The 18,716-nt window shown below is 37.3% G+C and carries 13 protein-coding genes; 7 read left to right on the forward strand and 6 right to left on the reverse strand.

The features are described from left to right. Positions 1-142 precede the first annotated feature (142 nt). Positions 143-1,828 (forward strand): glutamine--tRNA ligase/YqeY domain fusion protein, encoded by a 1,686-nt coding sequence (locus SJY09_RS13480; protein WP_396636237.1) that lies wholly within the window; start codon positions 143-145, stop codon positions 1,826-1,828. 207 nt (positions 1,829-2,035) lie between these two features. After that, complete coding sequence (locus tag SJY09_RS13485; protein WP_396636238.1) at positions 2,036-3,319, forward strand: POTRA domain-containing protein; 1,284 nt, start codon at positions 2,036-2,038, stop codon at positions 3,317-3,319. Positions 3,320-3,398: 79 nt separating this feature from the next. On the opposite strand, the gene SJY09_RS13490 is transcribed toward SJY09_RS13485, so the two are convergent. The 3 genes from SJY09_RS13490 to SJY09_RS13500 all read right to left on the reverse strand — a co-directional run bounded on the left by SJY09_RS13490 (position 3,399) and on the right by SJY09_RS13500 (position 7,163). Next, positions 3,399-4,346 carry an SPFH domain-containing protein gene (locus SJY09_RS13490; protein WP_396636239.1) on the reverse strand — a complete coding sequence of 316 codons (948 nt, stop codon included), beginning with the start codon at positions 4,344-4,346 and terminating at the stop codon, positions 3,399-3,401. Between the two features lie 197 nt (positions 4,347-4,543). Beyond that, positions 4,544-6,055, reverse strand: a complete 1,512-nt coding sequence (gene gltX, locus SJY09_RS13495; protein ID WP_396636240.1) for a glutamate--tRNA ligase — start codon at positions 6,053-6,055, stop codon at positions 4,544-4,546. Positions 6,056-6,107: 52 nt separating this feature from the next. Continuing rightward, positions 6,108-7,163 carry an alkane 1-monooxygenase gene (locus SJY09_RS13500; protein ID WP_396636241.1) on the reverse strand — a complete coding sequence of 352 codons (1,056 nt, stop codon included), beginning with the start codon at positions 7,161-7,163 and terminating at the stop codon, positions 6,108-6,110. Between the two features lie 73 nt (positions 7,164-7,236). Here SJY09_RS13500 and SJY09_RS13505 point away from each other — a divergent pair, with 73 nt between their 5' ends. From SJY09_RS13505 to SJY09_RS13525, 5 genes are all read left to right on the forward strand, one after another. Then, positions 7,237-10,713 carry a hypothetical protein gene (locus tag SJY09_RS13505; protein ID WP_396636242.1) on the forward strand — a complete coding sequence of 1,159 codons (3,477 nt, stop codon included), beginning with the start codon at positions 7,237-7,239 and terminating at the stop codon, positions 10,711-10,713. Next, positions 10,706-11,125 carry an rRNA maturation RNase YbeY gene (gene ybeY / locus SJY09_RS13510; RefSeq protein ID WP_396636243.1) on the forward strand — a complete coding sequence of 140 codons (420 nt, stop codon included), beginning with the start codon at positions 10,706-10,708 and terminating at the stop codon, positions 11,123-11,125. The genes SJY09_RS13505 and ybeY overlap by 8 nt, the downstream gene beginning before the upstream one ends. 6 nt (positions 11,126-11,131) lie before the next feature. Next, on the forward strand, positions 11,132-13,000 hold the full coding sequence (mnmG, locus tag SJY09_RS13515) for a tRNA uridine-5-carboxymethylaminomethyl(34) synthesis enzyme MnmG (protein ID WP_396636244.1): 1,869 nt from the start codon (positions 11,132-11,134) through the stop codon (positions 12,998-13,000). A 110-nt stretch (positions 13,001-13,110) separates the two neighbouring features. Next, positions 13,111-13,935 carry a class I SAM-dependent methyltransferase gene (locus tag SJY09_RS13520; RefSeq protein ID WP_396636245.1) on the forward strand — a complete coding sequence of 275 codons (825 nt, stop codon included), beginning with the start codon at positions 13,111-13,113 and terminating at the stop codon, positions 13,933-13,935. A gap of 241 nt (positions 13,936-14,176) precedes the next feature. Further along, positions 14,177-14,686, forward strand: a complete 510-nt coding sequence (locus SJY09_RS13525) for an OmpH family outer membrane protein (RefSeq protein WP_396636246.1) — start codon at positions 14,177-14,179, stop codon at positions 14,684-14,686. A 42-nt stretch (positions 14,687-14,728) separates the two neighbouring features. Here SJY09_RS13525 and SJY09_RS13530 read toward each other — a convergent pair whose 3' ends face one another. The 3 genes from SJY09_RS13530 to rnr form a co-directional block, all read right to left on the reverse strand. Then, a complete protein-coding gene (locus SJY09_RS13530; RefSeq protein WP_396636247.1) occupies positions 14,729-15,412 on the reverse strand; it encodes a LysE family translocator in 684 nt (227 codons plus the stop codon). A 7-nt stretch (positions 15,413-15,419) separates the two neighbouring features. Continuing rightward, entirely contained in the window at positions 15,420-16,097 is a 678-nt protein-coding gene (locus SJY09_RS13535) for a head GIN domain-containing protein (protein WP_396636248.1), read from the reverse strand. A 73-nt stretch (positions 16,098-16,170) separates the two neighbouring features. Then, positions 16,171-18,360, reverse strand: a complete 2,190-nt coding sequence (gene rnr / locus SJY09_RS13540) for a ribonuclease R (RefSeq protein ID WP_396636249.1) — start codon at positions 18,358-18,360, stop codon at positions 16,171-16,173. Positions 18,361-18,716: the final 356 nt, after the last annotated feature.

The raw sequence follows: 18,716 nt of genomic DNA on the forward strand, positions 1-18,716 counted from the left end.
TGGTACATATAACGGATATTTTGAACTTATTGTTGTAGGGCTGAGCTTTTCTGTTGTGAAATGCGAAGTATGCAAGGTCTATCCATTTTAAACTTAGCTATTGCGGCATTTTTGCTACTTTTGTAGCTTGAAAAACAATGACATGAACGAGACAACAAAGTCTTTGAATTTTATAGAGCAAATCGTTGAAGAGGACCTAGGCAAAACCCACTCCAAAAACGACCTCCGTTTTAGATTTCCACCAGAGCCTAATGGCTATTTGCACATAGGCCATGCAAGTTCTATTTGTTTGAATTTTGGCTTGGGTCTACGCTATGATGCCCCGGTAAATCTTAGATTCGATGATACCAACCCCGCAAAGGAAGAGCAAGAGTTTGTAGATGCTATAAAACGGGACGTGGAATGGTTAGGCTATAAGTGGGATACCGAACGGTATGCATCTGACTATTTTCAACAATTGTATGATTGGGCGCTACAGTTAATAAAGGATGGAAAAGCCTATGTAGACGATCAATCGTCGGAAGAAATGGCGCGGCAAAAAGGCACTCCGACAGAGCCAGGAACAGATAGTCCAAATAGAAATAGGCCCATTGCAGAAAATTTAGAACTTTTCAAGGCAATGAAAGAAGGTAAATTTGAGGAGGGAACACATGTGCTTCGCGCAAAAATTGATATGACCTCATCGAATATGCTCATGCGTGATCCTATCATGTATCGTATTCTTCACAAAAGCCACCATAGAACAAATACCGATTGGTGTATTTATCCTATGTATGACTGGACACACGGTGAGAGCGACTATATAGAGCAAGTGTCGCATTCGTTCTGCACACTAGAATTTGCTATGCATCGCGAATTATACAATTGGTTTTTAGATCAGGTTTACGATGAAAATAAAGTGCGCCCAAAACAACGCGAATTTGCTCGAAGAAATTTAAGTCATACCGTAGTGAGTAAGCGTAAACTTGCCCAATTGGTTGAGCAAAATGTAGTAAACGGTTGGGACGATCCAAGAATGCCCACAATATCAGGACTGCGCAGAAGGGGCTATACCCCGGAGTCCATTAGAAACTTTGCAGACACCATCGGTATTGCAAAGCGGGATAATTTAATCGATGTTTCTTTGTTGGAATTTCATATCCGCGAACATCTGAATAAAATTACGCCAAGGGTAATGGGTGTTTTAGACCCCTTAAAATTAGTAATCACCAACTATCCTGAAGGGGCGGAAGAGTGGCTGGAGGCAGAAAATAGTCCAGAAGATGAAACTGCGGGTAAAAGACAAGTTCCTTTTTCCGGGGAACTTTATATTGAAAAAGCAGATTTTAGAGAGCAAGCCAATAAAAAATTCTTCCGTTTAAAATTAGGTGGAGAAGTGCGTTTAAAAAATGGATATATCATCAAGGCGGAAAGTTGCACCAAAGATTCCGATGGTAATATTACGGAAGTACAATGTACTTATGACCCTAAAAGTAAAAGTGGTAGTGGCACGGAAGAGAGCTTAAGGCGTGTTAAGGGCACTTTACACTGGGTTTCTATAAAACATGCCGTAGAAGCCGAGATTCGTCTTTATGACCGTTTATTTACCGATGAAAGTCCGGATACGCACAAGGATAAGGATTTTATGGAATTTGTTAATCCAGATTCTTTACAGGTAATCACCGGTTTTGTGGAGCCAAGTTTAAAAGATGCCAAGGTAGAGGAACGTTTTCAATTTCAGCGTATTGGCTATTTTTGTGTAGACCCAGACAGCAGTCCGGGAAAATTAGTGTTCAACAGAACGGTTGGCCTACGGGATTCTTGGGCTAAGATTCAGCAAAAAGGATAAACACTTTATTTCATATACAAAGATCGATTGTTTTATTACAACCGGTCTTTTTCTTTTTAAATCTTATGCTGTTTAGGATTGCTGAACTATCCATAACTAGCCTCCAAAGCTCTCATTAAAATCTTGTTCTCCATAAAATCTTGTTAAAAATTAGTTTTTCTTCGTAGGGAAACGGCAAAGCCTTCGTCTTATCATCAAAATTGAGAGATGAAAAAAATACTAAGCCTTGTTATTTTATTTGTAGGATTGGTCACAATCGCACAGGAAACCAATATTAACAAGATTGAATTTGAAGGTTTAAAAAGAACCAAGGAAACTTTTTTAAAAAGATTGATTAAAACCAAAGAAGGAGCGGTTCTAGATACTTTAAAGATTACAGGTGATGTAGAAAGATTAAAGCGACTTCCCGGTATTGCCAATGCTAGTTATACTTATACGAAAACATCTGATGGCACTGCTGATATCACGTATTTTATTGAAGAGAATTTTACACTGATACCTGGCTTACGAATTGCTACAGCAAATGATGGCAGTTTTGCTTACCGCATTTCCGCATTTGAGTTTAATCTATTTGGCAATAACCAGCTGTTAGGTGCTTTCTATGAAAAAAATGTTTTTAACTCCTATGGTGCGTTTTGGGAGCATCCCTTTCTTTTTAGTGATAAACTAGGTGTTGGTCTTAACTATCAAGATGTAACGACTCAAGAACCGGTTTTCTTTGAAGAAGGAGATAAAAACTATCGTTTTAATTCTCGGAATTTAGAGGCTAACCTGCTGTTCTCTTTTGATTTTAACAATGAAGCTGAGCTAGGGGCAATACTAGTCAAAGAGAGCTACAATTTTGAAGGTAGTGACCCTCCACTTCCTAATAGACCCTTAAGTTTAAATGCGGACAAGCTTATTTATAGGGCTGCCTATCGCTATGTTGATCTGGATATTGAATATCAATATATAGATGGCTTGCAAAGTGAATTTACAGGTCAGTTTATACAGCTTTTACAAGGCGATGCTCCTGGTGAAGAATTTTTACAGCGCTTCTTATCCCTTAGAAACGATTTGACCTACTATAAAAAAATCGGTAACGGTGGCAACTGGGCCAATAGATTACGTTTGGCCGCAGCAATTGGAAACGAAGATTCCCCGTTTGCCCCTTTTACCTTGGATAATCAATTGAACATTCGTGGCGTAGGTAACACCGTAGACCGGGGAACAGCGGCAATAGTTTTGAACACAGAATATAGACATACCCTCTATGAAAAAGGGTGGTTTGTTATACAAAGCAATGCTTTTATTGATGCAGGTTCTTGGCGAAAACCAGGAGAGGATTTTTCGGAAATTTTTAAGGGCACCAATACTAGATTATACCCTGGAGTAGGTATCCGTTTTATACACAAGCGTATTTTTAACGCCGTATTTCGTTTAGATTACGGCTTTGGTATTGGTGAGGATGCCACTAATGGAATTGTTTTTGGAATAGGTCAATACTTCTAAATTAATAATGCCCCCCAATTAAAAACCCTGAGGCTATATGGCTTCAGGGTTTTTTACATCAATCCAATAATGGATTTGCTTACTCATTTTTCTTGGGGCCTACCTTTTTGTTAGGCGTGTTGGTCTTTTTCATAGACTCCCCGATCATATTACTCGCTGTAAAAGAAGCTACCATATTATTCAACATATCGCTACCTGCCTGTGGTGAATTTGGCAGTAGTATTAAATTGGTGTTCGTTTCCTCACCTATGCTCTGTAGGGTGTCATAGTGCTGTGTTACGACAATTAGTGCGGATGCCTCTTGAGAGTTGATGCCTACTTTGTTCAATACCTCAACAGACTCCTCTAGACCCCTGGCAATTTCTCTACGTTGATCTGCAATTCCTTGACCCTGTAGACGCTTGCTTTCTGCTTCTGCTTTTGCTTTTTCTACAATTAGGATTCTCGCCGCATCACCTTCGAATTGCGCTGCAATCTTTTCCCGTTCTGAGGCGTTTATACGGTTCATAGCCTCTTTTACCTGTGCATCCGGATCTATGTCCGTAACCAAGGTCTTTATGATATCAAATCCATATTCGGACATAGCGTCGTTCAGTTCCGCTTTTACCGCTAGAGCGATATCGTCTTTTTTAACAAAAACATCATCCAGTTTCATTTTTGGTACCTCGGCACGTACCACATCAAAGACATAAGATGTAATTTGTTCATGGGGATAATCCAATTGGTAGAAGGCATCGTACACTTTTTCTCGTATAACCCTATATTGTACGGATACTTTTAATCTAACAAATACATCGTCCAAGGTTTTGGTTTCTATAATTACATCCAACTGTTGAATCTTAAGGCTTAAGCGACCAGCAATTTTCTGCACAAAAGGAATTTTAAATTGTAAGCCCGACTGCCTAATACTGCTAAACTTACCAAAGGTTTCTATGACCGCGGCAGATTTTTGCTTTACAATAAAAATGCCCGAAATTAACACTAGCACTATAAAAATTACAATCGGTATAAAGAAGAGGTTTTCCATAATATTTTGATTTTAGTTAATATTTGTAATGTACAAAAACACTATCGTATATATGTAGTAATTATAGAGGATTTGTTACACTTTATCAGTCCATTTTGACTAGATTATAGTGCCATTTGAGTATCCTACCTGTTTTGCACTTGTGAAATACTAATTCATAATTTCACTTGAAGAATACCTTTGCGATATAAAAAATACTAAGTCAACCTCTGAAGAGCCCTGTTTATTCTACCAATACTTTCCGATTTACCAATCAGACCCATAATATCAAATATATGTGGGCCCTTCATGTCGCCAACTAGCACAAGCCGTAACGGCGGCATTACCTTGCCAAAGGATAGTTCTTTTTCGGCTATCCATTCTTTAATGATTTTTTCTGCGTTATGGGAGGTAAAATCATTTATAGATTCCAAAACAGCTCTCAATTCTTCCATAATAGCAGGTGTTCCTTCCTTCCATTGTTTCTTTACTGCTTTCTCATTATAATCGTTTGGTGACAGGAAGAAATAATCGCTCAAGTCCCAGAAATCAGAAACAAAAACCGCACGCTCTTTAATTAAAGCAACTACATCTTCTATATAATCGGGAGCAAAATTATTTTCAGTTGATTTCAATTTATCATCGAGCTCGGCTCTAAATAATTTAGCAAGCCCCACATTATCCATAGCTTGAATATACTGCTGATTATACCATTTGGTTTTATCGGGGTCAAATCTCGCACCAGACTTGTTTACGCGCTCTAACGAGAAAGATGCTATCAACTCATCTAGACTAAATAGTTCTTGTTCCGTTCCTGGATTCCATCCTAGCAAAGCCAAAAAATTAATTACCGCTTCGGGAAAATATCCTGCCTCTCTATAACCCGCAGCGTCTTTCCAAGAAAGCGGAAATACCGGAAACCCGCCTTTTTCTCCGTCTCTTTTACTAAGTTTTCCCTTACCCACTGGTTTCATTATCAGTGGTAAATGTGCAAATTCCGGAGCTTGCCACTCGAAAGCATCATATAACTGTTGGTGTAAAGCCAAAGATGGCAGCCATTCTTCTCCACGAATAACATGCGAAATTTCCATCAAATGGTCATCCACAATATTGGCCAAATGGTAAGTGGGCATTCCATCACTTTTGAACAACACCTTATCATCAAGCACGTTCGTGTCTATTTCAATAGTTCCCCGTATACTGTCATTAAGGTGAAGCTTTTCATCTGGTGGAGTTAAAAATCGAATGACGTAATCGTCTCCGGAATTCAATCGATTTTCCACAGCTTCGGGCATCATTGACAAGGAATTGTCCAGTTTTAGTCTATTATGCCAATTGTAAATAAAGGTTTTACCCTTGGCTTCATGATCTTTACGGTGAAGGTCTAGTTTTTCGGCGGTGTCAAAGGCATAGTACGCTTTTCCTTTTGCTATGAGTTCCTCGGCATAGGCCTTGTACAAATGCTTTCTTTCACTTTGTCTGTACGGTCCAAAACCACCATCTTTTCCGACTCCTTCGTCAAAGGGAATTCCGCACCAATTTAATGCGTTTACGATGTACGCTTCAGCACCTTCAACATATCTATTTTGGTCTGTATCCTCAATTCTAAGAATAAAATCGCCCTGATGCTTTTTAGCAAAAAGATAATTGAATAATGCGGTGCGAACACCACCAATATGCAATGGTCCCGTAGGACTAGGAGCAAAACGAACACGTACTTTCTTTGTCATGCCGCAAAGGTATAAAAAGCGTATTAGCCTTAGGTAAGTTTAATCTTAGAAATTAAGATACCTTCCCGTGTATTTTCATTTCTTCAGGTATCCTACTGTTCATAAGCTTAAACCAAACAGGAGGAATGAAGGATAGTACCATAGAGGTAGGGTAGCCAAAGGGCATTTGAGGGGAAATATCGTGATAATCCAAAACCTGATATTTTTTAGAGGATTTGTAGTGATGATCGCTATGTCTCGTTAATTCGTAAAGCACAATTCTTCCCATGACGTGATTACTGTTCCACGAATGCACTTCCCTAACCCTTTCGTATCGACCAGAAGGCAATTTTTTCCGAAGTAGTCCGTAGTGCTCAATATAATTTACGGTTTCCAACATCAAAATTCCAATAATTCCAGAAGCAATAGCAATGAAAAGCCCTAGCGGACCAAAAAATAAATATAAAACTACAAAATAGACGGTCTGGCAGATTGTGTACCACAGCATATCGTTTTTTATAGAAAAAAAGGATTCTTCTTCTCGCCTCAATAGTTTTTCTTGAAGTTTCCATGCGCTCCAATACTGTCTAACGACCGAAGTAAACCAAAATGAATATACCGATTGGTTGTATTTTGCCGTTGCGGGGTCTTCAGCAGTAGCAGCTTGTGCATGATGTCCATAATTATGTTCTATGTAAAAATGCATGTAGTGAGAAGGTAGTAGTAATATCTTAGCTAGCGTACGTTCAGTTCTACTTTTTCTATGACCCAACTCATGTGCTACATTAATACCGTTTGTGCCTAATACTATTCCCATGGAAAGTGCAAATCCAACCAGTTCAAAAGTTTCATAAGAATTTTTGGACACGTCATATACCAAATAAAGCAACAGTCCATAAACTATGGGTATATTTAAATAAAGCATCCAGTCAAATAGTTTGCTTTTCTCCTTAGCATCCCTTTCTTTGCCCTTAATATTACTGATATCATGCGGTAATAACACTTCCAATATTGGTATACATACAAAGGCATATATGGGAGTAGAAAAACTCCAGTACCCTTGAAAATAAAAACCAATAAGGGTGGATATAGGTAATGATAAGGCCGCTATATACTTTAAATCCTTCATCTGGACGCTTTTAACAAATATTTCTAATCGAAAAATAAGATTACACCTATCTTGGTATTAAATATAATACAAATTGCACACCTACCAGAACATACTACTTAAGCTTAACGAATTTATTCGGAAGCATTATACCCAAAAATTAATAAAAGGAGTGTTGCTCTTCTGTGCCTTGGGTCTACTTCTCTTTATCGCCATAATGGGTGTAGAATACGCATTGTGGCTTAGCTCGACCGGTCGTCTTATTTTGCTGCTTCTATTTATATCCGTTGAATTATTTTTACTTTTTAATTATATACTTACACCTCTATTTTACCTGTTCAAACTAAAAGGTGGTATCTCCGTAAAGGATGCCGCACAAATGATTGGCAAACATTTTCCAGACGTAGGGGACAAGTTATATAACCTTCTAGATTTAGCGGAAAACACGGAGAAAACAGAACTACTACTTGCCAGCATAGACCAGCGCTCCACACAATTAGGCCCCATTCCTTTTTCAAATGCAATTCAGTATAAGGATGCTTTCAAGTATGCCAAGTATGCAGCGATCCCTTTTTTGATTGCGGCTATTGTATACGTTTCCGGAAATTGGCAATCATTTTTTGGTTCCTATGAACGTGTTGTTAATTATGATTTGGCATACGAGCCACCAGCTCCTTTTACTTTTGAACTTTTGTCCAATAATTTAAAAGTGATTGAAAGTGAGCCTTTTACATTTCAAGTAACCACGAGCGGTGAAATTAAACCAGAAAACATCTACTTGGTTCTCAACGGAAAAGAAATACTCCTTCAAGAAGAAAAAGGAATTTATCGATACACGCTATCTCCTCCCATATTATCTGGGTCTTTTCGTTTTAGAGGAAACGAAGTAAGTTCAAGAGCGTATGTAATAGAAGCACTAAAGGCACCGGCCATTATGGATTTTGAATTAGTTCTTAACTATCCGTCTTATCTTAATAAAAGTAGTGAGGTTCTAAAAAGTACGGGTAACGCCACTATACCAGAGGGGACCCATGTCACTTGGAACATACAAGGACAGCATACCGAAAAGATTAACTTAATTACAACAGACACGATTCTCCCTTTTAATAAAGAAATGAATGACTTTAGTTTTTCTAAGAGCATCTATGCGGACTTTCCGTATCAATTAACCACATCTAACAAAAACACCACTGACTATGAAAAATTGGATTACCGTTTTAAAATAATAAAAGACGGTTACCCAACGATAAAAGTTATACAGGTTTTAGACTCCTTAGAGCCAAATCTTGCCTATTACACCGGTGAAGCTGCTGATGACTATGGCCTAAAAAGCGTTGACCTCGTCTATTATGAACGTGGAAAGGAGAAGGATACCAAACGCATCAACATTTCTAAGCCAAAAAGTGGTTTTAACCAATTTTATTATACCTACCCTTCCGGACTGGAAATAGAAGCAGGAAAGGACTACGAGTATTATTTTGTAACTACAGATAATGATGGTCTACATAAAGGGAAATCTACTAAAAGTCAAGTATTTAGCCGCAGGCTTTTAGATGATAACCAATTAAAGAACAAAGATTTAGAGTCCCAACAGTCCTTGATAAATGACTTGGACAAGTCCTTGGAAAAAGTGAAAGAGCAAAAAGATGCGCTTCAAGAGCTAAACAAAACACAAAAAGAGAAGAATAGCCTAAACTTTAATGATCAAAACCAAGTAAAAGATTTCTTACAAAAACAAGAGCGCCAAGAAGAGCTCATGCAAAAATTCAGTAAAGAACTGAAAGAAAACTTAAATAAAGGGGACAAGGACGACAAGTTGAATCAGCTTCTGCGCGAACGACTAGAACGCCAAGAATTAGCGGCAAAAAAGAATCAAAAACTACTAGAGGAACTGAACAAAGTCGCTGAAAAAATAAACAAAGAAGAGTTGGTAAAGCGTTTAGAGGAGTTGGGTAAAAAACAGCAAAACTCCGAACGTAGCTTAGAACAATTATTAGAGCTCACTAAAAGATACTATGTAACGGAGAAAGCCTCCCAATTAGCAACCGACCTAAAGAACCTTTCGGAAAAACAAAGAAAACTATCAGAGACGGATGTAAAAAAAGAAAATAGCTTCCAAAAACAAAGGGAATTGAATAAAGAGTTCGAACAAATTGCAAAAGAGCTCGAAGAATTACAAAAAGACAACGCCGAATTAAAAAAGCCAATTGACCTACAGGTAAACGACACTAAAAAACAAGGAGTAAAAGAGAATCAAAAAAAGGCCTTGGAGGAAATTAAAAAAACTACTGAACAATCAGATAATAGCAATGATAACAAGGAAAAATCGGCTTCCGATGCCCAGAAAAATCAAAAATCTGCCTCAGAGAAAATGAAAGAAATGAGTGAAGAGCTTAGTGCATCTGCCACTAGCGGTGGGGGTGGAGGTTCTTCCGTGGCAGAAGATGCCGAAATGCTGCGCCAAATCCTTGATAATCTGATTATTTTCTCTTTTAAACAAGAAGCTTTATTTGACCAACTAAGTTCTAGACAAGAAGAAGACGCTTCTCAGTATGCCAAAACAGTTCGCAATCAAAAGGAGTTAAGAGGTTTGTTCGAACACGTAGATGATAGCCTATTTGCGCTATCCCTTCGCCAAGCAGAACTCTCAGAGTTTGTAAATGAGCAGATTACAGAGGTCTATTACAACATAGACAAGTCCTTGGAGAGTATGGCAGATGGACAAATATACCAAGGAGTATCCTATCAAAAATATGTGCTTACCGCTTCTAATAACCTTGCCGATTTTCTGGCCAACGTAATGGATAATATGAACCAAAGCATGCAAATGGGCAAGGGCCAAGGAGACAGCCAAGGCGGTTTTCAGTTACCTGATATCATTAAAGGGCAAGAATCCCTAGGTGAGAAAATGGGTAAATCCGGAAAACAAGGACAAAGTGGCGAAAAGGGGAGTGGAAAACAAGGACAGCAAGGAGAAGCAGGGAAAGAAGGAGCAGGAAAAGAGGGTAAAGGAAAGCAGGGACAAGGTGGTGAGCAGGGCGAGGGAAAAGGAGGTAAGAACGGAGAGGGACAAGATGGCCAAGGTGAAGGTGGTTCCAAACAAGGAAAAGGCAATGGTAATGGTGGCTCTGGAAATCAAGGACTTTCAGAAGACGAATTACAGGAAATCTATGAGATTTACCAAGAACAACAGCGCATCCGCCAAGAGCTAGAACAACAATTAGAGAACATGATCAATTCAGGTGACCGAAAATTGGGAGAAAAGTTAATCCGTCAAATGGAAGACTTTGAGAATGATTTACTCGAAAACGGCATCACACAACGCACTATCAATAAAGCAAATACCATTCAGTATGAACTGCTCAAACTAGAGAATGCGGCTTTAAAACAAGGACAGAAATCAGAACGCGAGAGTAGTACCAACCTAAAGGACTTTTCCAACCCTATAACCACTAAGCCCTCATTATTAGATAATTATCGTAACGAAGTAGAGATTTTAAACAGACAAGCATTACCTTTGCGCCAAAATTTTCAAAACAAGGTAAAAGCATACTTTAAAGGCGATGATTAACTTTCACTACGAGCTAGATTTTGCATTAAAGAATCCGAACAGATACGCATCTTGGATAAAGGATATTTGCCTTTCGGAGAATGCCGTTGCGAAAGAACTAAATTATATTTTCTGTAACGACAACTATCTTATAGAAATCAACAGAAAATATTTAAATCATGATAATTATACCGACATCATCACCTTTGATTATACGGAAGATACCTTTGTGTCTGGAGACATTTATATTTCTATTGAACGTGTGGCAGAAAACAGTTTAACTTATGCTGTTTCGCTTGAGAATGAATTATTACGAGTAATGGCGCATGGTGTGCTTCATCTTTTGGGTTATCAAGATAAAGGTGATGATGCCGTTGCGCTGATGAGAAAAAAGGAAGAAGAAAAAATAAATCTGTTCCACGTGGAACAGTAGTAAGATATGTTTGGAGAAAATTACGATGTTATAGTAGTAGGAGGTGGGCATGCCGGCGCTGAAGCGGCAGCAGCTGCGGCCAATATGGGTTCGAAAACCCTTTTAGTGACCATGAATCTACAGACAATTGGTCAAATGTCTTGCAATCCTGCCATGGGTGGAATTGCAAAAGGGCAAATAGTACGAGAGATTGATGCGCTGGGTGGTTATAGCGGTATCGTTACCGATAAATCTGCTATACAATTTAAAATGCTTAACAAATCCAAAGGTCCGGCAATGTGGAGCCCAAGAGCTCAGAATGACAGAATGCGATTCGCTGAAGAATGGCGTCTAGCTTTGGAGAACACTCCCAATGTTGACTTCTACCAGGAAATGGTCTCCGGGCTTCTAGTCGAAGGTGACAAAATCGTTGGAGTCAAAACTTCTCTAGGCATTGACATCAAAGGAAAAGCAGTAGTACTCACTAATGGCACCTTTTTAAATGGTTTGATACATATAGGTGAAAAGCAATTTGGTGGTGGCCGTTCCGGAGAGAAAGCTGCTACAGGAATAACGGAACAACTTACTACGCTTGGTTTTGAAAGTGGCCGAATGAAGACTGGAACTCCGCCCAGAGTAGATGGACGTTCCTTGGACTACTCCAAAATGATAATACAACCAGGGGACGCCATACCCGAAAAATTCTCCTACACCCCAACTATCCCTTTAGCAACACAGCGCGACTGTCATATGACACACACCAGTAAATTAGTACATGATTTGCTTAGGGAAGGTTTCGATCGTTCACCAATGTTCAATGGTCGTATTAAAAGTATTGGACCTCGATACTGCCCTTCCATTGAAGATAAAATCAACAGATTCGCCGATAAGGATAGTCATCAAATGTTCATTGAACCAGAGGGCTGGAATACTGTAGAGGTATATGTCAATGGGTTTTCAACTTCTTTACCGGAAGATGTTCAATTCAAAGCCCTGCGTTCTGTAATTGGTTTTGAAAAAGTAAAATTCTTTAGACCTGGTTATGCCATTGAATATGACTATTTCCCGCCAACTCAACTTAAACATACCTTAGAGACTAAACTCATCGCTAATTTATATTTCGCAGGCCAAATAAACGGCACGACCGGTTATGAAGAAGCAGCCTCACAAGGTTTAATGGCTGGAATAAATGCTCACCTAAAAATTAATGAAAAGGAAAGTTTTATTCTAAAAAGAGACGAAGCCTATATCGGAGTACTTATAGATGATCTTATTACAAAAGGAACAGAAGAACCTTACCGCATGTTTACCTCCCGTGCTGAATACAGAACCTTGTTAAGACAGGATAATGCGGATTTAAGACTAACGCCAAAAGGTTTTGAATTAGGACTTGCATCTAAGAAACGCATGATTCGCATGGAAGAGAAATTAAGCAAGTCAAAACAGTTTGTGAAATTCTTCAAAGAAACAAGTGTCTTACCAGAAGACATTAATCCAATACTAGAGAGCGTTTCATCTGCAGTTGTAAAACAATCCGATAAAATGTTCAAAGCGTTATCCAGACCAAAGATTACTATGGAGCATATGTTACAACTTGAACCCGTGTCCGATTTTGTTAAAACCAACCAATTGGATAGAGAAATCTTAGAGCAGACTGAAGTACAGGTAAAATATGCAGGGTACATTGCCAAGGATAAACTTAACGCAGACAAACTTCATCGTTTAGAATCGGTTAAAATTCCCAACAACTTCGACTACACCAAATTAAAATCCCTATCCTATGAAGCTCGAGAAAAATTGACAAACATTCAACCGGTCACCATATCACAGGCGTCAAGAATAAGCGGGGTTACACCAAGTGATATCAGTGTGCTTTTAGTTTTTCTAGGAAGATAATACAAGATCGTTCCACGTGGAACATTATAAAAAAACCGTCTTCTACAAAGACGGTTTTTTTTTGTCCTGTAAATAACTGAACTTTCAACTCGAATTCTTAAACCCCACTAATGGAAACCTATATTAAAACTAAAGACTACTTCCTCACCGGAGAACAGTTCCAGTTAAAATATAAGGCAGATCTCGACATGTTGGTCACAACACCTCAACCAGAAAATCTGCATAAATATTACCAAAGTGATAGCTACATTTCACATACCGACGCTAATAAAACCTTACTAGATAAAGTTTACTCCTATGTAAAAAAATATACAACATATAAAAAAATAAGACTTCTTGAACACCTAAACACTTCTTCCAAAACCATTCTTGACATTGGAGCAGGCACAGGTGAATTTCTAAAAGTTATCTCTAAAAAAAATTGGACCACTCAAGGTATTGAACCAAACATCACAGCTCGTACCATCGCGGAAAGCAAAGGAGTTTATCTAAAAAATTCAATCACCGAAATTACCACTAAATCAGATGTCATAACACTTTGGCATGTCCTAGAACATCTTCCAGATTTAGATAATCAGATAAAAGGTTTCACGAGGCAACTGAAAAAAAACGGCTTCCTCATTATAGCCGTACCCAATTACAAATCATATGATGCTAACAAATACAAATCCCATTGGGCCGCATATGACACACCAAGACATCTCTGGCATTTCTCTCAGAAGTCTATAACCAAAATTTTTAAACCTTATGGCTACACACTTACCAAAACTGTCCCCATGTATTTCGACTCCTTTTATGTTTCCATCCTATCGGAAAAATATAAACATGGACGCCCTAATTATTTTCGTGCATTTTTGACCGGATTAGTTTCTAACATTAGCGCTTTCTTCAACGGTGAATACTCCTCCATTATATACGTACTTCAAAAACGATAAAATCCACTATAAAGCACCTCAACATCTTTATTCGCTATTCTCTATATATAACTATTCTTTATAAGTAAAACGCTCTTAAAAACGCTCTATGAAGACCTATTATATTGATATTCTCTATTTATTCTGTTCTGAATATCAAAATTTTCTATAATGTATAAATAAGCTCTTCCTAGTTTATACAAAGAAATAGCTACTATACAGAAACCTTTACTATTTTTGCTCAACTAAAATTTCAATTCTAATGAAAAAAATACTTTTTACAATTTCTTGCCTTGCCGTTTTTGTATCCTGTAAACAAGAGAAAATTGGTTACGTTGACAACATTAAACTAATGAACGAATATCAAGAGAAAATTGATGTTGAAGCTAAGTTCAAAACTAAAGCCGACGCGTTAACTAAAAAAAGGGATAGTATCTCACAAGCTTTTCAAATTGAAGCTCAAGCTTTTCAGGCAAAAGCTCAAAAGATGTCACAACAAAAAGCGCAGGAAGAATATGCGGCCTTTCAACAAAAAGGACAATTCATGGGTCAGCAACTACAACAAGAAGATCAACAACTTCAGACTGAAGGTCAAGTTGAAATGGATAGTGTAGTCAAAAACGTTAAAGCCCAAATTGAAGCCTACGGAAAAGCCAATGGTTATAGTTATATACTGGGTGGTGGTGATGGTGGTAGCGTACTCTACGGAACCGAAACCAACGACTTAACTTCTGAGATTGTAAAGGTTTTGAACGATAACTATAAAAAATAAGTAAACCAATATCAATGAAAAGCCGGTTCTAGACCGGCTTTTCTATGGCGTATTTCTAATACCTTCTATTTTCTCAAGTCCACTCTCAATCGTAAAACGGTCTCTTGGTAGAAACCCTTTTACTATTAAAACAATACCACAAATAACTAAAATTAAACCGATTCCTTTTTTAATAAAATGGACTCGTTTCAATGTAAGTTTTCTTTTCAACTGTTTGGCTAACAATATTTTAAAGATATCTGTGATAAAATATGCAAGCAACATCGTCGTAAAGAATACTCGTATACGCATAGGTTCGTTATCTAAACTTGGACCCACGATAATAATGACACCTAACCAAAACACTAGTACTCCTATATTAATAAAGTTTAAGAAAAAACCTTTAACGAACAAACTTAAATAATCGTTCCTTTTTACCTTAATTGGTTTTTTTATATCCTTCTTAATACCCTGCTTAAAGAAAGTAGTAATCCCGTAAACCAAAAGAATAACTCCACCAAAAACATATAAGCCAGGTTGGTTACTTAGATTTTCCAATAGCTGATAACTACTGAAGTACGCTGCAAGTATAAATATTATGTCAGCAACTATGACACCGATATCAAAACTTAACGCCGCTCTAAACCCTTTTAGAGCACTTGTTTCTAATAAAACAAAAAAAACAGGCCCAATCATAAAGCTTAATAAAAAGCCTAATGGTATTGCAGCCTGTATATCTTCTAACATTGCTAAACTACATTCTTTTTATAACCCCTCCAAAAACAGTTTTCTCTTCTAATTTTGGCGGATCACCGTGGACCAGTACTTCCCCACCAGCTTTAACCGCCGCCTTAACATACTCACTAGCATATATCTCAGCTTTAGAGCCTGCATTGACATTTACGGTAGAAAACTTAGTTTTAAAATTCTTTCCCTCATAAACACCACCTGTATTAATCTGTACATCTTGTAACTCAGAAAATCCATTCGTTTCTATAACGCCACCGGAAACCGATTTGATAAGCATCTGTTCAACTTCCGCCGCTACCGTTAATTCGCCTCCCTCTTGTGCCTTTAACTCTATGACATCCTGTTTTATAGTACCTTCAGAATTAATTCTTGCATCCTCATTAACATCAATGACCATAATATCATCGGTGTAATATAAATCCACAAAAGTTTTATAACCACTAAAAATTTTTCCTATTTGCATCCGGATTTTAAGTACACCACTATTATTAACAATAGCTACCTTATCCGTACTTTCTCCTGTAATTATTGCCTTGTTCTCCGAAGAGCGTATAAGATTTATTGACAATCCGTCAAAACCCTTTACTTCAGAGAATTTACTCAAACTTTTGGTAATTTTATTATCCTGCCCCGTTCCAACTAAGAAATTTAAACAACACAATAACAGTACGATATACTTCATACTAATTAATTTATATCCCCTTTGAGGATGTTTTTACAGCTCCCTATTCGCAAACATCATTCCATAAAATAAACTAATTATGTTTACCGACTAGTGAGAAATCCAGGTGACGTTTTTCTAAATCTGTATTTTTCACCATAACAATTACTTCATCACCTAATTGATATGTTTTTTTTGTTCGCTCCCCTACAACGGCATATTCTTTTTCGTCAAAGATATAATAATCTCCTTTTATGTCTCTTATACGTACCATTCCTTCGCACTTATTCTCTATGATTTCAACATAGATTCCCCATTCTGTTACACCACTTATTACGCCTACAAACTCTTTATCATCATGATCCTGCATAAATTTAATCTGCATATATTTAATGGAATCTCTTTCAGCACTAGCGGCCAATCCTTCCATATCTGAAGAGTGTTGACACTTTTGTTCGTACACTTCAGCCTTAGCCGATTTACCATTATCTAAGTAGTGTTGTAAAAGCCGATGCACCATAACATCCGGATATCTTCTTATTGGAGAGGTAAAATGCGTATAATAGTCAAAAGCTAGTCCGTAATGGCCTATATTATCCACGGTATATATGGCCTTACTCATTGTTCTTATGGCTAATGTATCTACCAAATTCTGTTCCTTTTGACCCTTAACATCTGACAGCAACTTGTTCAAGGAAGAACTAATAGATTTCTTATCCGTAAAATCTAACTTATGACCAAACCTTTTGATTAAACCATTCAGCGCCATAAGTTTATCCTCATTAGGATCATCATGTATGCGATAAACAAAAGTCTTTTTTGGTTTTTGTTTACCAATAAATTCTGCCACTTTTCTATTAGCAAGTAACATGAATTCCTCTATCAACTTATTAGCATCTTTAGACTCCTTAAAGTAAACGCCTACTGGTTCATTCTCTGCATTCAGATTAAAACGCACTTCAACCTTATCAAATGAAATTGCACCTTGATCCATACGTTTACTACGCATAATTTTAGCCAATTTATCCATAACCAAAGTAGCATTTACCACCTCTTTATCAACTTTATAGGCACTCTCGCGTATAGATATATCCTTTGGGATGGAGGCACTACCGGTTTCAATTATATGTTGCGCTTCTTCATAAGCAAAACGTTCGTTAGAATTAATTACCGTTCTACCATACCACTGATCTACTAGTTTCGCTTTATCATCTAATTGAAATATAGTGGAAAACGTATATTTCTCCTCATTCGGTCTCAACGAACAAGCATTATTAGATAGCACTTCTGGCAACATAGGTACCACCCTATCTACTAAATAAACAGATGTTGCTCTTTCATAAGCTTCGTCATCCAATACGGTTCCTTCTTTTAGATAATGAGAAACATCTGCAATGTGAACACCTATTTCATAGTTACCGTTTTCTAAAACGGTAAACGATAAAGCATCATCAAAATCTTTTGCGTCCTTAGGATCAATAGTAAAGGTTAATGCATTACGCATATCCCTTCTTTTCTTAATTTCCGATGGTTTTATACTGGTATCCAAGTCATCTGCAAAACGTTGCACCTCCGTAGGGAATTCATAAGGCAGTCCGTATTCTGCTAATATGGAATGAATTTCTGTATTATGTTCACCTGGTTTTCCTAGAACCTCTGTAACATAACCGTAAGGGGAATCCACATCCTCTGGCCATTCTGTAATTTCCACAATGACCTTATCCCCGTTATTCGCGTCTTTTATCTTATCTAAAGAGACAAAAATATCCGTGTACATTCTAAAATCCGTTGGCCTTACAAATGCAAACGTCTTTTGCATATCCAAAACTCCTACGAAAGTAGTTTTATGACGCTCTATAACTCTATGAATATCACCTTCTAACTTCTTTTTATCTCTTCTAGGATAAATATATACTTCTACGCGGTCCTTATGAAAAGCCTTGTTCAGTTTATTACTAGGTACAAACACATCATCTTCCATTCCTTCGATAACGATGTATGCATTTCCTTTACCAGTAATATCAACCACTCCTTCATGATAGGTCTTGTTATCTTTAAGTACTTGATAATTTCCCCTACTTACCTCTAAAATGCGCTTCTTTTCCTTTAATTGTACTAATCTTTTAATCAGATTATTTCTATCATTAGCTTCTGTAACACCAATTTTAGCAGCTATTTGCTTATAATTAAAGCTTTTCTTCGGTTCTTTCTCCAATACCGTAAAAATGCCTTTGGTAATTTCATTTCTTCTATGGTTTCTCGCCTTCTTATTTCTCTTCGACATTAAAATTTTAATTTTTTGAAAATTACGAATTATAATCCACTACCTCCTTTATTCCTGAGCTTCCTGTTTATTTTTCAAGGTTATCAACATATATTATATAATAACTATTTCTTTTATAAATTTTAAAAATAAAATGATGATTATGATTGTTTGTTAATAGGCGTGATAACTTATTTAGGTATTACTTGACTTTCTGAGATACCATAAGTTGTTCACATATAAAGAACACAAATGTATGCTGATAATCAGAAATTTGAATTAGTTATCAGTATAAGTTGATAACCAATTTCAACAGCTATTTATTAATAAGTTTCTATAAAATCAGTGTTAACTAGCAGCACAAATTTCTTTACAAC

The sequence above is a fragment of the Maribacter sp. R77961 genome (assembly GCF_044594925.1).
Taxonomy (GTDB): domain Bacteria; phylum Bacteroidota; class Bacteroidia; order Flavobacteriales; family Flavobacteriaceae; genus Maribacter.